The sequence below is a fragment of the Veronia nyctiphanis genome, assembly GCF_004116385.1.
Lineage (GTDB): Bacteria > Pseudomonadota > Gammaproteobacteria > Enterobacterales > Vibrionaceae > Veronia > Veronia nyctiphanis.
Genome location: NZ_PEIB01000056.1, coordinates 1 through 14,763, shown reverse-complemented (window position 1 = coordinate 14,763; position 14,763 = coordinate 1). Strand labels below are relative to the sequence as shown.

General features: G+C 51.1%; 6 protein-coding genes and 2 pseudogenes. All 8 read right to left on the bottom strand.

Annotated features, from left to right (window positions below):
• Positions 1-286, bottom strand: a 286-nt coding sequence (locus tag CS022_RS23755; protein ID WP_161569738.1) for a polyketide synthase dehydratase domain-containing protein, incomplete at its 3' end; no start/stop codon positions are given.
• Between the two features lie 5 nt (positions 287-291).
• Positions 292-876, bottom strand: a complete 585-nt coding sequence (locus CS022_RS23750; protein ID WP_235869886.1) for a CurL C-terminal domain-containing protein — start codon at positions 874-876, stop codon at positions 292-294.
• A complete protein-coding gene (locus CS022_RS23745; protein ID WP_129124352.1) occupies positions 873-2,444 on the bottom strand; it encodes a beta-ketoacyl synthase N-terminal-like domain-containing protein in 1,572 nt (523 codons plus the stop codon). Before CS022_RS23745 ends, CS022_RS23750 begins: the two co-directional genes overlap by 4 nt.
• Positions 2,444-7,063 (bottom strand): annotated as a pseudogene (locus tag CS022_RS28365) (SDR family NAD(P)-dependent oxidoreductase); the annotation flags it as partial. The gene CS022_RS23745 and the pseudogene CS022_RS28365, both read right to left, overlap by 1 nt.
• Before the next feature lie 179 nt (positions 7,064-7,242).
• Positions 7,243-7,728, bottom strand: a pseudogene (locus CS022_RS28360) (polyketide synthase dehydratase domain-containing protein); the annotation flags it as partial.
• Positions 7,728-9,134 carry a CurL C-terminal domain-containing protein gene (locus CS022_RS27575; RefSeq protein ID WP_268967936.1) on the bottom strand — a complete coding sequence of 469 codons (1,407 nt, stop codon included), beginning with the start codon at positions 9,132-9,134 and terminating at the stop codon, positions 7,728-7,730. The pseudogene CS022_RS28360 and the gene CS022_RS27575, both read right to left, overlap by 1 nt.
• A gap of 11 nt (positions 9,135-9,145) precedes the next feature.
• Positions 9,146-10,393, bottom strand: coding sequence for a beta-ketoacyl synthase N-terminal-like domain-containing protein (locus tag CS022_RS23725; RefSeq protein WP_129124348.1), 1,248 nt, complete (start codon positions 10,391-10,393; stop codon positions 9,146-9,148).
• Complete coding sequence (locus tag CS022_RS23720) at positions 10,390-14,481, bottom strand: beta-ketoacyl synthase N-terminal-like domain-containing protein (protein WP_129124347.1); 4,092 nt, start codon at positions 14,479-14,481, stop codon at positions 10,390-10,392. The genes CS022_RS23725 and CS022_RS23720 overlap by 4 nt, the downstream gene beginning before the upstream one ends.
• Between the last annotated feature and the right edge of the window lie 282 nt (positions 14,482-14,763).

Sequence of the window (14,763 nt, the reverse complement as noted above, 5' to 3'; positions counted from 1 at the left end):
TGTCACCCTTTGTCTCTGAATTGATCGGCGCGGACCAAATCATGTTTCGAATCTGGGCAGGTTCGTGTCCCATCACTTCCTTGTATGCCGCACAGGCCATTTCTATATAAGCGACGCCCGGCAGTGTCCGGTATCCGGCAACAACATGGTCGGTATAGAAGTACTCAGTACTGTTGATTGACTTGGAAAACGACACTTCCCCAAAGTTGGATGTGTTTCTGTCCAGCATGGGGTGCAAAACAGGCGCAGCCGAAGAGACTGACGAAAGAGGCGCAATTTTTTCCACCTGCTTTATCCAGTGCCGAGCTTGGCAAAGGGATACGTAGGCAGTGATATTCGCCGGGCCCGACGATGGCTTGCGAGGGAGGTGAAATCTTTCAATAGCCCTTGCACCCATGCTTGGGCGAGTTTGTCTAATTGACCCTTTTCCTCCCAACCTTTTTTCAGCGTATCTATCTCCACGGCTTCCAGAACCCTGCTCAGCGATCGCGCCTCCCTGCTGTTGCCGCTATACACGTTGTTGCCCTTTTTCTTACCTTCTGCCACTTCCCTCAGGGCACTAAGTATCTCAGCATGGGTAGACCCCACTACCGCCAATCGATAGTTCATTGAGCGGCGCCCAGACTGAAGGGTAAATGCCAGATCGTTTCCTGCGGTCTCCGGATAGCGTTCAAGGAAGTCAGCCAGACTTGCGGCATAGCGCCCTAGCTGTTCTTCGCTGTTGGCGGACAGCGGCACAAGGAATGCAGCGTCAGGTGCAGTCGGTTCCGATTGAGTCAGATCCGGTGCCTCTTCCACAATAAGGTGGAGGTTGGATCCACCCGCGCCAAATGAACTGACCCCTGCTCGCAAGGGTGACGGCGCCCCATTGATCATGACGGGCTGCCAAGGTGACGCTTCTTTCTGTACATAGAAAGGTGAGTCAGAAAGGGGATGAGTGGGTTTTCCTGCTCGCAATGCAGCGAAGGCACCAAGGTTCGGTGGCGCAACTGCAATAGCACTTTGGTTAAACCCGCAATCCCAGCGGCGGCTTCCAAGTGACCAATATTGGTTTTTACCGAGCCTACCGCACAGAACCCCTTCTCTTGCGTGTGCCGACGCATTGCATTATCCAGCGCCTGTATCTCAATTGGGTCGCCCAACTTGGTGCCTGTTCCGTGCGCCTCGATGTAATTGATGGTGCGAGCATCTATATTTGCTTCTTCAATTGCCGCATGAACAAGTTCTGCCTGGGCATTTGGATTAGGCACCGAATAACCACTCGCCCGTCCACCATGATTGAATGTACAGGACTTGATTACCCCATAGATGTTATCGCCATCTTGCTGCGCCTGTGTGAGTGGTTTGAGCAGTACTGCTCCCAGCCCTTCTCCCGCAACATAGCCCTGCGCATCACTCCCAAAAGCTTTGCATCGGCCATGAGGTGAAAGAAAACCTCCCGCTCGGGTCAGTAGCCATTTGGACGCGTGTAGGTCCAAGTTTACCCCTCCCGCAATTGCCACGGTGCAATCACCGTTGTGTATTGCCTGGCAAGCGAGATATATAGAAGCCAGAGAGCCCGAACAAGCGGTGTCAACGGTCAGACTGGGGCCGGTAAAGTTCATGAATGCAGAGACTCTGTTGGCAATACTCCAGACCAGCGACGTTGGGGTTTGGAGATTCCCGTATTGCGCCTGTTCAGCCCCCAGCATTTGATAAAGCTGCCACACTGCGCCGACATATACCCCGACTTTTCGGTCTTCATCTTGGTTGACCAAGCTTTCAGGGGTATATCCTGCATCTTCAAGCGCTTCCCAGGCGATTTCCATAAACAACCGTTCTTGTGGGTCCAGCTGTGCGACTTCGCGGGGTGAAATGCCAAAGAAGAGAGAGTCAAACTTATCAACATCGTTGATAAAACCGCCCCAGCGTGTTTCCGGCATTTCTTCGTGATCGAGGGGTAAAGGCTCATCCCATCGGCGAAGAGGCCTTTTCTCTATACAATCTCGCCCTGATAATAGGTTTTGCCAGAATTCTTCCAGATTGTCCGCCTGCGGATAACGACCGGACACCCCAACGATAGCGATTTCATCTCTCTCCGTTGCCTGCTTTCTGGCCTTGGGCCTAATGCTGGGCTGGGTATCATTGGGCACTCCATTTGTCATCTGCCTTTTCTCTTCTACCTTGTACCTCGCTGTTACTTCACCTGCAAAGGCCTGTGGCTTGCTGACAAGTGTCAGGGGGACAGCTTTCTCCGGAGGAGCACCAAGTGACTGCACACGCTGGATAAGTGAGGTAAAGACGTTCTCAGGCATACCCAACGGCACGGCAAGCCGCAGCATGGTGTTTAGAGGAGAGTCTTTCTTGATCCCTGCGGAGTGTAGGCCTGCCCGTATCCCGCTATGCGCATAGAGATGATGAAGCATGGCTGCACGCGGATGAGCCTGATTGGCAAATGCATTCACACGTGAGGCATCCAGCAGTACGGCATGGCCGCCATTGGCTTATATACCGGCCAGCCTGCTGCCCTAAAGCTTTCTGCTAGCTGGGTAGTATGTTGCTGACGCCGACGAATTGAAGAAAGCAGGTTGACGGGCTCTCTTAACGCGGCCACAAGTGCCTGCTCGCCCACCCCGTTCAGCAGAAACTGTGCTTTAGATGCCTGCTGCCTTACGCTTTGATAGAGCGATTGATCGTTCATGGCGATCAATCCACCTTGCCTTATACCAAAGTTTTTGCTCAAGCTGGCGGTAACAACATCAGCCAGGCCGCATGCTTCCCTTACTTCTCCCCAGACACGATCATCATTATCTCCGGGCAATGCGGCGATGGCGTTATCGAGAATGCGGGTCGCATCCACAATCAGAGGAATATGCTGCGTGGCAAGCAGTGCTTTTACTCTGACAAGGTGCGAAACGGGAACCGCCAGGCCTCCTGCACCATTACTCAGCAGTTCAACACACACAGCGGCAACAGGATTTTGATCGTCATTCAACCTATTCTGCAGCAGATCGAGATCCATCAGGCTGCCTGCATAACCATTTTGGTGTTGTGCAACTTCCTCCGGTTGAAATCCCGCCCGCATCTGGTTGTAAATGAAGGTTGGGAACATCAGGTTTTGTAAGACTCGCTTGCTTCCCGTCTCCAGAGACTGCCACAGGCAGTACTCTGCCTGGTCACCAGAGTTGACGGTGACAAGGTAGCTGAAAGGGAAAATCCCCCGCAGTAACATATCCAACGGCATAGGCACATCAGCATCGGATACCGCTTTCAGCCAAGGACGATCCAGTTTCGCCCATGAATCGGTGGCGAGATCATGCTCAACAAGATGGGCTTCAATGTTTGCAGGGTTAAAGCCAGATTCCTCCAGCAGCATATGACGGGATGTTGTCGTCCCGTGTTGTTGCAACATCGGCCTGATTGATTCAGCAGGCTCAGCTTCTTGAGTGGCAACCTGTTGGATGATGTTGGCGTTAGTCTCCTCCTTTTGCGTTGCAACCGCTTGTCCATCGGGCTCTTTGGAGTTTGCAATAGTCAAAATAATTTCCAGCACGCGATCACGCTTGGCTGCCAACGGTTTGAACAGATAAATCTGCGTATTGTCTGGCCTGAATTTGTTCTTGAACTGGAGGTTACCGCTACCATCAAATACTTCTCTGGCAGCAAGATCTTCGAGCACCTTGCGGGCAACAGGGTCTGAGCGGCCTGCATCTTCCATCTGGGCACCCCAGGTTACGCCAAGGCTGAACATGTCTAAGCCTTCGTTCTTCAAGGTGTCAATGATGTCGACAATGGCAAATTCCAGCCCACCAATTGGCATATCTCCGCGATAGAATTCGCAATCCATTAAGTAGCCATTGTGGGAAGGCATACCTGATACCAGAATCGCGTTTTGCAGCTTGTCACCGAGATACGTAAGAAAGAATCGCTGGCCAGCGGGCAACTGATTGTCTCGGATCTCCCGCTTCAATCTATCAATATAAGGGTTGACCATGACTTTCTGCGCACACCAGTTATCGATGAGCGCCAGAATGCTGTCGTCAGTTTCAGCTTCTGTGCCTACACGGTATTCTCTGGTCACAGCCTGGCCTTCTTTGGCAAAGCGGCTTGCCTGATAGCGAAGCCGTCGCATCGCCTTCCCAGAAGCAGTGAAGGATTGCAGTTCACTGATACGCTGCAGAACAGCAAATGGCGTGGCTGAATAGAGGGCATCCCGAAGCCCAAGCAGCCGGCCATCTTCAATGAGATAAAGCTCTAACCCCTCACTCATGCAGAACGTTTCCAGCTCGCCAAGTAAAGGCGCTAATGCCTTTTCCGGCCCCAGATAACCAAAAGTGATAAGCAAGTCTTTCTTGCGGTTGCAATAGAACAGCCCCTCACGTGCCGAGCCGATAAATATAGAAGGTGCGAAGTTTCCTCTCCCCACAGCACTGGATTCCGCGCCATAGGTCCGCGTAATTTCCTGGATAGCCAACTGAATATGTTCGTCGGTGTGCTTAAGGTTGCTTTCCAGCAGCAATGTCGGCAACAGCGAAATCGGCTGACCTAAAACAGGGCTCGTGGAAGAAAAGTCTGATGCCTTCTTTATAGCGTTCGTGGCGCTTTCGGGCGCAGAGGAAACAGGCGTAGAAGCATCGGAAGCAGGATTAACGTTAGCCGAAGCCGGGCCGTGACTCACAGACGGCAGCGGAGAGGGGGTCTGATAGCCCAGTTTCTTACTCAGTGACTCAGTATGCTCACTGGAAAGATACTGTGCGAGGTCGGCTATACAGTGATTTTCAAACAGTAGCGTCGGTGGCATCTGGCCGAAGTCTTTCTCCAGCGATGAAATCAATTGCAGTGCAATGAAAGAGTCGACTCCCAGAGACTGGAATGGCGTGTCTGGCTGGATATCATTAACTGCCAAACCAACAGCGTCTGCGATAAGTTCAGCAAGAAAAACGTTTGTCTTGCTAACCAGCCTGACCATGTCCACCGAAGGCGTACTTACATTCTCAGGTGCACTTACGTTTTCAACCAACGGAGCTGGCTGCTCAACGATTAAACTCTGAGCTTCTGAGGCTGCTGCCCTTTGGTAGTGAACAGAATTGCCAGCATTTTCGGTTGTGGTTTCAGATGTTAACTCTGTATTTTCTCCCGTACTTAACACTGTTAGCTGTTCAATAACCTCCGTTGAAGGTGTTGAGGCAATTGACGAAAGCCCAAGGAGTGCACCGAGCTGCTGGGTATGTTCGTTCGTGAGGTAACGAGCCAGATCGTCGACACAGTGATTTTCAAATAACAAGGTAGGCGGCATTTGCCCGAAGTCCTGTTCAAGACGTGAAATCAACTGGAGGGCGATAAATGAATCAACACCCAGATTCTGAAAAGGTGTATCGGGCTGGATATCCTCTTCCGGCAATCCGACAGCATCGGCAATAAGCGTGATGAGGAAGGTTGCTGCGCCCTGTTGATACTGTGGGGGCACGCTCTCCACAGATGGTATGGCGGATGGGGACTCACTGGATAGCTCAGTGTCAGGCTGCAATACAGTTTCCTGTGCATGGCCCGTCAGTGCTAAAGCTGTATTAGCTAAGTCCGTCTGTGCACCCGCTTCCACCAAAGTCCGTTCTAGGCGAGCAGGCGATTTTGTTTTTTGGGCCATGGCTTGTTCCGCGATGGGAAGGGCGTTATCTGTTATGTCTAGCCAGGGGCAAAGAAAATGCTCTATTTTATCCCTGTCACCTACGGTCAGCATTATTTGCTGCGGTGCATACCCAAGTACCCTTTCCAGGCTATACATGGCGATCTCATTACCCAACAATTGAAGCCCAGTGCTGTCTTCCATCATCTTTGCTATTGATGCAGGGACGTTCATACCGCCATCAGCCCAGAGCGGCCAGTTAATGGTAATACTACTGCCAGGCGCACTACTGAGATTACGCTGGGCGATCCAGGCATCCATAAAGGCATTCGCAGCGGCGTAGTCCGCTTGACCCATGTTGCCAGCAACGCCGCTGATAGAAGAGAAAGCAACAAAGAAGTCCAATGGCTGTTGGGAACATGCACGGTCCAGTTCAATTATTCCCTTGCACTTAGGCGTGAATACGGCCTGCATTTGCTCTTCTGTCTTGGTACGAATGAAGCCATCCCTCAATGTCCCGGCACTGTGGAACACGCATGAATGGGGCCAAAGGCATTGTTTGCGTCCGCCACCACTTTGTTGAGTGAGTTTGAGTCCGACACATCAGCTTCAACATACATCGCCTGCCCACCCTGCCTTTGCAATTCAGCTACCAGTGCCTGAGTATCTGAACTCGCGGCTCGTCTTCCGCAGAGAATTAATTTTGCCTGATAATGCGTTGCCAGATGACGGGCCAAGGTTTTTCCTATGCCCCCGATCCCCCCAGTTATGAAGTAGGTGCTTCCTTTGGTGAGACCGCGACGTTCGCTTTTATGCGTTGCGGGAGTTAGCGTTGACGGTGTCCAGGCTGTGACTCGACGGGCCATTCGACCCCCAGGAAGATAACGAATCTCAGTATCATGGGTATTGGCATCAAGCATTTCGCTAACAAGAGATTCACTGTCCATTGGCGTTCCGCAAAACTCCACCACACGGGCACAAAAACGGGGCTGTTCACGCATGGCTGATTTCAACATTCCTGCGGTGGCGGCATGAACGGGGTTTGGTGCGTCATCTTTGGAAGCAGAAACGGCAATAAGTCGCGTTCCTGTCTTTCTTGTTTGATTCAAAAGTGCTTTCAATAAATAAAAGAGCGGCAGGATCGGTTCGGCACCAGTATTTAGCTGCCCGATATTTTGCAGATCATGATCTTTTGCAAGCCAAAGTACATAAGTGGGTGCGTCTTTGACGGCCTGAGCCTGAAGAAGCTGGGTGTATTGCGCTTCGGAATGGGTCGACATTCCGTAATGCCCTTCATCAAATCGCGCGAATACGGTATGAGGTGTCACTCTCACAACCGTGAGTCCAGTCAATTTTTGGCTGACAAACTTTCGGAATTCCGATGTTGAACCACCATTGTCGAACACAAGACAAGTACCGCTTGCCGTGCCCAGCGCCCCCGACAGCGACTCTGGCTGCCATGTTGTGGTCCAGCTTTGTGCAACCTCGTGCCATTCCTGCTCCTGTCCACGCCAATTCACCCGTTCATGAGATGCTGAAAGAGCCTGCTCTGGAACGGCTCTCAAGGCATGTCCGCTGTCCTGAACCGCCTTGCTGCTCTGTGATTTTGCTGGTATGGCAAGCCGCATTTCTCTCAACACCAGCGCCCTGACAGATATCTTGATTTTTCCTTCAGGATCAGCGAGATCAAGGTCAAAATGCCAATCTTGCCCATCATTCGATCTTTCTTTTAGCCTCAGGTGAACCAAACATTCAGAGGCAGACAGTGGCTCGATAATTTCTATTTTTCCCAACCGGAATGGCACAAGGAGTGGAGGGTTTTCAACCTTCTCATCCCCTGCTTCCAAGATGCCAATGGCCGACTGGAAAGCGCTGTCCAGTAAACTTGGGGGAAGCACGCAGGATGCCTGCAATGGCCGTATCGTGTCTGGAAGCCGGATATGTGCCAACGCCCGTTTTTTATTGCTCCGCAAAGCAAGCATGGACTGGAATGCAGGGCCATAAGCCAACCCGAGTGTTTCCAGTTTCAAATACACCTCAGCGACATCCGATATGTGGGTGCATCTGTTATTGAGCTTTTGCAGGTCTAGGCTGTTGGTGCGCCGTCTCTTTTGTGTGCTGGTCACTACGGCGACACCTTTACTATGTACCGCAACTGTCCCTTGATATCGAAGCTTTCTAGGCTGAGCCGCACTGAACCATCAACCTTTTCATCCGGGGTGACGGAAAGGCGCAGACCATTTTTCACATGGTTCGGCATCACCGGTATATACCAAACCAGCCCAGTAATAGAACGAACACTTTCTCCCAGCGCCTTTTCCGCAGCGGCACGCATAATTTCGATGATCACGGCGGCAGGCAATACTGGCATGCCAGCCACTTTGTGCTGATCAAAGTAATAGCCGTCATGTACCAGAGTCTGAAGAGGAACCAAATGGTTGCGGCCATTTTCCTGCGGCACACCGATCAGCGGTTGATGCTGCAAGAGGTCTTCAGTCTGTACCCCACATTCTTGCTTTTCTGTGATGGCATGTTCTGTCGTCGCCGTTTTGTTGGTCACGGACGTTTCCTGCGTCGGTGAGGTGTCAGTCTTGCGTACCCAATACCGCTTTAAGGAGAAGGGATAACCTGGCAACGGCGTGCGATGCGGCTCCCTTCCACGCCAGATTTCAGACCAAACAATGTCTTCGCCACCAAGCCACGCATCTTGCAGCGTGTTGAGGTCACATTTGTTTCCTTCTAACGGGATCGAGCCCTTCTTTTTAAAGACAGTTCTGGCATCGAGGCTGGTGTCACCGCCTTTGTCCAACAACTGTGAGGTTGCCAGGTGGGGCATATTCTGCCCTGACAGATACTGGCCCAGCGCCTGCTTTAGTTCATCCAGCCCGGAGACAATAACGGCCAGCCTGTGTGGCCGGTGCTTCCTTCCGCACTGAAGGGTATAGGCGATATCTGACAGAGGAGCAGTAGCGTTGTTTTCCAGATGTTCCAGTAACTCGTTCGAAACCTGTTGCAATTGCTGCTCAGTGTTGGCGGAAAGCAGGATGAGATTGGGTTCCTGATAGGGCGTTTCAACCGAATGAGTGGGCCACTCTTCCAAGACCACGTGCGCATTTGCCCCACCGAAACCAAATGAGCTGATCCCAGCGCACCGAGGTAACTCATCCCCTTCCTGATCCTTTATTGCCGGCCATTCCTGGCTTTCTGTAACGAGGTAGAAAGGAGATTCGGCAAGGTCAATGTAAGGGTTTTGCTCCTGCAAGTGAATGTTGCCATGCAGGCGCTTGTTTTTTAGTGCAAGAATGACTTTAGAAAGCCCGGCAATGCCTGCGGCTGCTTCTAAATGACCGATATTCGTTTTCACTGTCCCAATGGCACAGTGCTCAGGCTGCGCTTCCTTCCCAGACGCTTGGTAAAGCTGCCGATATGCCTTCTTCAGCCCGTTGATTTCAATCGGATCTCCGAGGCTGGTTCCCGTTCCGTGTGCCTCAATGTAGTTGACCCTTTCCGGTGACAGGTTGGCTCGCTGCATGGCATCACAAATCACATCAGCCTGAGCGACAGGATTAGGCTGGTAAGAGAATTTGTCACACCGCCATGATTAGTCGCTGTGCCTCGGATAACCGCATGAATATGATCGCCATCTTTAAGGGCCTGGCTCAGGGGTTTTACCAATACTGCGCCCACACCTTCTCCCCGGGCATACCCATTGGCACGCTTGTCAAACGTCTTGCAACGGCCATCAGCACATATCATGCCCGCCCTGCTAGCTGACATAAATGGCGTCTGGCTTGCCATGACACTGACACCTCCCACCAGCGCCTGATCACAGGTCCCACTTTGAATTGACTCAACAGCCTGATGCAGCGCCACCAGAGAACTGGAGCAAGCTGTATCAACGGGTATACTTGGGCCGTGTAACCCCAACAGGTAAGACAAGCGATTTGGAAGAATAGAGTGAGCAAGCCCAGTTATGGCATGGGCTTCTTTAATCTCTCCAGATTTAATCAGCAGCTCGTTATAGTCTGCAGTGAATATACCGACGAATACCCCGGTCTTGCTGCCCTTGAGCTGTTCGGGATCATAACCCGCGTTTTCGATAGCATGCCAAGCCGTTTGGAGAAACAACCGCTGCTGCGGGTCCATAAGGTTGGCTTCGTGCGCTGAAATACCAAAGAAGGTGGCGTCGAACAAATCAACGCTGGGCATAAAGCCCCCCCACTTAACCTGAGTTTGTCCCGTCTTCTCCATTGCATTACCGAAGTTTTTGTTCCAATCCCAGCGTTCAACTGGCACCTCGGTAATCAAGTCTTCTCCTGCCATAAGTTTTTGCCAAAAGACATCCAGGTTTTCAGAGCCAGGAAAACTACCCGCCAGGCCCGTAATGGCAACTGGCTCGTGGCTTCTTCGTTCCGAACGTATCGATGTCGATTCCGTTGCCGAAACAGGTTGAGAGACGAGCGTATTCGTCACCGCCTTATCCTTCACCGCCTTATGATAGTAGGCGCTAACTTGTTCTGGGTATTCGGTAAGCAGGAACTCCGCAACAGATGCCAAAGTGGCATGCTCGAACAATTGAGGCGGGGTGATGTTGACGTCATAGCGTTCATTCAATACGCGTGTTAGCTCGACTACATTGATAGAATCAAAGCCAAAATCTCTGATGTCGGTATCGGCAGTGACCAGTGCGATATCCATTTTGAGTATCTGTGCCACCGCCTGAGTCAGCTCCAGCGCCAGTTGGTGATGCGTTGGTGTTGCGGGAGCCGGTGCTATGTCGTTTTGATTCATCCATTTGGCACTGTGCTCTTTGGATCAATGTTATTTGGCACTATGTGATTCGGAGTTAAGTTATGTGCGGCGAGATTACTTGGCGCTTCACTGTGTAAATCTTCGTGATTCTGTCCATGTGAAGCCTGTTCTTTACGAACAAATGGGTAATGGTTCTTTGAAATATCCTGCCAGTATCTTTCCTTAGCAAAGGGGTATTGAGGTAGTGCAACATGATTGCCCGATTGGAGGAAAATTGTCTCCCAAGGCAAAGTAGCACCTCCCTCATAGTGCCCAGCAAGGCACGTGAGTGCATCCAGATCCACGCTCGCATCATCGCCGTCTTTTCTATTTTCCGATATTGCGGCCAACGCTGATTTAACGGGCATCAGGTCAAGGCGAGTGGCATTGCTCCGGGTATGCTCATCCAGCCAATTTTCAAGCTGGCGGCAAGCCTCTGCTGGAGAATCGGCAACAACTGCGGCTCGACAATTAAAATGGTTGCGGCGCAAAGCCAGCGTACTGGCCACGTCATACAAGGGTATCTCTGGGTTGGCCACCAACCAATCTCTCAGTGCCGACACTTGTTGTTTAAGCGCAGTCTCTGTTTTGGCAGACAGTATCAGCATCTGCGCCAGTTGAGGGCCCACTTTCGGTTTGGTCGGTGGAAAGGATTCAACAACCATATGCACATTACTGCCACTGAACCCAAAAGAGCTGATGGCCGCCACTCTTGGCAGGTCTTCGGCTTGTTGTGGCCAGTCTTTCAGACGGTCTACCAGGTAAAATGGACTGTCGGTGAAGTTGATATGTGGATTGGTATTTTTCACATGCAGGGTTGGCAGTAATTTACCTTCTTTGACAGACAACACCGCCTTGATCAACCCGGCCACTCCAGCAGCGGCGAGTGCATGGCCGATATTGCTTTTAACTGAGCCAATGGCACAGTAAGAAGAGTCAGGTGTAAACTGACGAAAAGCGCTAGTTAACCCATCCACCTCGATAGGATCTCCCAGCCGGGTGCCAGTGCCATGTGCTTCCACATACCCGATTGTCCGAGGATCAACATTACCCTGCTTGTAAACCGACAGCTCCAGCTCAGTTTGCGCCAAACCGCTCGGCGCAGTAATACCATTGGTACGCCCATCCTGATTAGAGCCTGACGCTTTAATGACGCCATGAATGGTATCGCCGTCAGCAATAGCAGCAGAGAGCGGTTTCAGTACCACGACCCCCACACCTTCAGCAGGAACAAAGCCATCCCCGCTTTGATCAAATGTCTTGCAACGGCCTTGACGAGATAGCATGCCTGCTTTAGCAGCCAAGGTATGAAACTGGGGCGTGCTCAAGATGCATACCCCTCCTGCAAGCGCCATATCTGAACGGCCTGCTCTCAGGTTTTCACAAGCAAGATGGACTGCCATCAATGAGGATGAACAGGCTGTATCGACGGTGAAGCATTCACCTCGCAGATTCAGGTAGTAGGCAATGCGGGCAGCCAGAATCGAGGATGTATTCCCCATAAGAGAATATGCAGACACATTCTGCCCTGATTGTTCGATTAGTCGGCGGTAATCTCCATCAGAGCAGCCAACAAAGACGCTACAGGCACTCCCCGACAGGCTGCCGTCTGGATAACCAGCATGCTCTAGCGCTTTCCAGGATTGCTGAAGGAAAAGGCGCTGCTGAGGATCCATGAACTCGGCTTCTATGGGGGATATATTAAAAAACTGGGGGTCGAACGCATCGGCGTCGTCAATAAATCCACCCCATTTGCTGTAACTCCGATTGGGGGCATCGGGGTTCTCATCAAAAAATCCATCCAACGCCCAGCGTGCTTCCGGGATTTCCTGAACACAATCGCGACCTTCTGCCAGTGACGCCCAATATTCGTCTATATCCTTGGCTCCAGGAAACTGAGCAGCCATGCCGACGATTGCAATGGGCTCATTTTTGGTCTCGACAGTATTGGGGGATTCCTCCGCCTTTTTAGATTCGGAAACAGGCGAAACGTCAGGGCGAGAAAAACCTGTTGGTGAAGCTGTGCCCGATGGCAAGGGTGTCCGTTCCTCGTCACTGCTGACCACCTTTGTCGTGATGCGAGCGGATAAGCTGTGAATATCCGGATAGTTGTAGAAATCTTCAGGAAGAATTGTCACACCAAACATGTCTTCAAGATCAATCGACAGCTCAGCCACATCAACAGAATCGAAGCCAAAATGGGCTAAAGGCAAGTGTTCGTCTATCTGTTCCGGTTGTAATTTCACCCGATTAGCCAGATACGATTTTAGTTTCAGCGTAACGGAGGGGGAATGTGCATCAGGTGCCGTTGGCTGGATGTGCTTTATTTTTTCCAGAGAATCGGGCGATTCGCTGACCAAGGGAGTATCTACTGAAAACGACGCGACTACCCCTTCTAGCCGCCCTTCTAGCCACGACGACTTGCAACTGCGTCGTTGTACCTTTCCACTGGATGTTTTCAGCAACATACCTGGCTTTAACATCACCAACGCCTTGCACTGAAGACCAAACTCCAAGCTCAATGCGTGCTGAACCCCTCTAAACAGGGACTCTTTATCTACATTGCGCACTGCGCTACGTTCCAGTTCCGTGACTATAACCAGCCCTTCCTCGTCATTTTCATCTACAGAAAAGGCAGCAGTACCGGCATTGACGAATGCAGAGTTGCTATGTTCTACGTGATGCTCGATATCCTGTGGATAGTAGTTGTTACCACGTATTATGATGAGGTCAGAAAGACGGCCAGTAACAAAAAGATGGCCGTTTTTCATAAAGCCAAGATCGCCAGAACGGTAGTAATACGCGTCTTCAGTATCGCCTTTGCTATTGGCCAGGGTGGCTTTAAATGCTGTCTCGCTCAATTCAGGCTTATTCCAGTATCCTTTGGAAATGCTCGGCCCTCTCACCCAGATTTCCCCAACCTCTCCCTCTTTGGTTTTCATTCGTTTTTCCGGCTCTACAACCAGCACTTCGGTATCCGGACCAGGTATCCCACAGCTAGCTACAGCACGTAAGTTGCCATTGGCATCCTGAACCGATTCATACTCTGCACCACTTACTTGCCGGGCGGCGGAAACAGCCAGCGTACCCTCAGCCATGCCATAGCAGGGTATAAATGCGTTCGAAGGAAATCCCATCGGCGCATAGTGTTTTATAAATTGTGTTAGTGTGGATTCCCGGACAGGCTCAGCGCCACAAAAGGCTACTTTCCAGCTACTTAAATCAATGTTAAGCAGTGTGTCTTTGTCGACTCGTCGAAGTACATGATTGAATCCGAAGTTCGGTCCCCCTGCATGCGTGCCTCGGTAACGGCTTATCATTTCGAGCCAAAGTGCAGGTTTTCGTAGAAATACTGCCGGCGCCATCATTACGCAGCTACCGCCGGTGTGGAGCGTTTGCACCAAGTTTCCAATCAAGCCCATGTCGTGAAACATCGGCAGCCAGGTGACGATGCAACTGTCCTGGTCCAAATCGAGAGACTGCCGAATAAATTCGGAGTTGTCCGTCAGGTTGGCATAGCTGATCATCACCCCTTTCGGTTTGCCTGTCGAACCGGAGGTATACTGCAACAATGCAAGCGTGTCGGGGCTACAGGCAGTGAAATCGAAAGGTACGTCGATTGCGTTATTCTCAATGGTGTCCGTTGCGAGCCAGCGATGCGCATATTTGTCCAACCCTTCCATGCGTGACAAACAGTTTTTCTTTGATTTTTCACTGCTTAATATCAAGCTACATTGCGCATCTTCCAGAACATTAATAAGGCGACTGGAAAGCTGCCTTTTTGACGGCAAATTTACCGGCACAGCGACAGTTCTCGCGTACAGACAAGCTAAAAAGGCAACGGCGAATTCCATTTCTTGTAGGCCGATAAGCAACACCCTATCCCCCTCCTTTGCCCGCTTATTGATTTCGCAAGCAAGCTTACTCGAGGATTGATGAAGCTCCCGCCATGTCAGACTGGCATATTCTTCGCCTTTCTCATTGATGGATCGTAATACGATATTGTCACATGTAAGGGGGGTTAGCGCTCTTTGATAAACGAGCTCCGGCAGAACCGGAATAGAATGCTCTAGCTCCAAATGTTCCATTTTATTGCTGCGTCCATATTATTGTGGTTAATGTCTAGAGTGGCTTACGAATAACCAGAGTAGCGAACTATTACCGCTTTAAAAATCTTATAATTAAGAAGCAGAGTGCACTGAGTTTAAATGCACTGCTTAGACATCAATCGGCAATGACAGAGTGTCCACTTCCCCTATCCTGAGACAGTCTAAACTGGAGTTTTCTGCCCTTTAACTGCAGGAGAACACCATGAAAAAGTCACGGTTCACCGAAACTCAGATCGTTGCGATCCTCAGAGAGGCCGATGC